At 38.5% G+C, this 608-nt stretch carries 1 protein-coding gene; it reads left to right on the forward strand.

From position 1 onward, the window contains the following. Positions 1–235: 235 nt before the first annotated feature. The gene (locus TY09_RS17500; protein ID WP_018213991.1) at positions 236–583 is read left to right on the forward strand and encodes a hypothetical protein; all 348 of its coding nucleotides are present in this window, start codon (positions 236–238) and stop codon (positions 581–583) included. The last annotated feature ends 25 nt before the right edge of the window (positions 584–608 follow it).

Below are 608 nucleotides of genomic sequence, written 5' to 3' on the forward strand. Positions count from 1 at the left end.
CTACATCCCCAAAATCGTCCAGAGTATCCTTGCAAAAGGATGGCGAACGGACTTTTTCATAGTATCTGTGTCCTTTCCATTGTTCATATTTGTTTAATTGAAAGTTCCGCTTTACTATGGTAAACTCACTTTATATATCTGCCGTGTAAAACTTTTGTGAAACGGTAGCATGGGAAATTAACGCTCGGTGAGCAAGTTTTATATAATTTATATAATGTGTGAGGTGGTGCAATAAATGTTTAATGAAATTTGTATCTATGAGGCAAAGATTGAAAAGCAAGAGGAAATTGAGCAACTTATGAAAGAGGTTGCCGCCTTTTATATGGAGCAGGATGGTGTTATTGAAGTTAGATATATCAAACGCACCCACCGCCAAACAGATTTTAATGCCGTTAAAGAAGGGGCATTGCCTGTTCGCCTCACACGCAATGTAGGCAAAGTCACTTATGTTTTACATTGGACTGTTAGAGATGAAGAAACTCACGCAAGGGTGTCAAAGTTAGGGTTAGAGCATTTTTACAAGCGATGGAACAGATGCTTAACCACTATGCCAAAAATTATTTTGGGTGAAAACATTGTGTAAGGGTATGAGCACACCCTCTGTTAGT

It is taken from the genome of Faecalispora jeddahensis, assembly GCF_000577335.1.
Lineage (GTDB): Bacteria > Bacillota > Clostridia > Oscillospirales > Acutalibacteraceae > Faecalispora > Faecalispora jeddahensis.

Coding starts and splice junctions, on each gene's coding strand:
- TY09_RS17500 (WP_018213991.1), top strand. CDS start 236: ATGTTTAATGAAATTTGTATCTATGAGGCAAAGATTGAAAAGCAAGAG.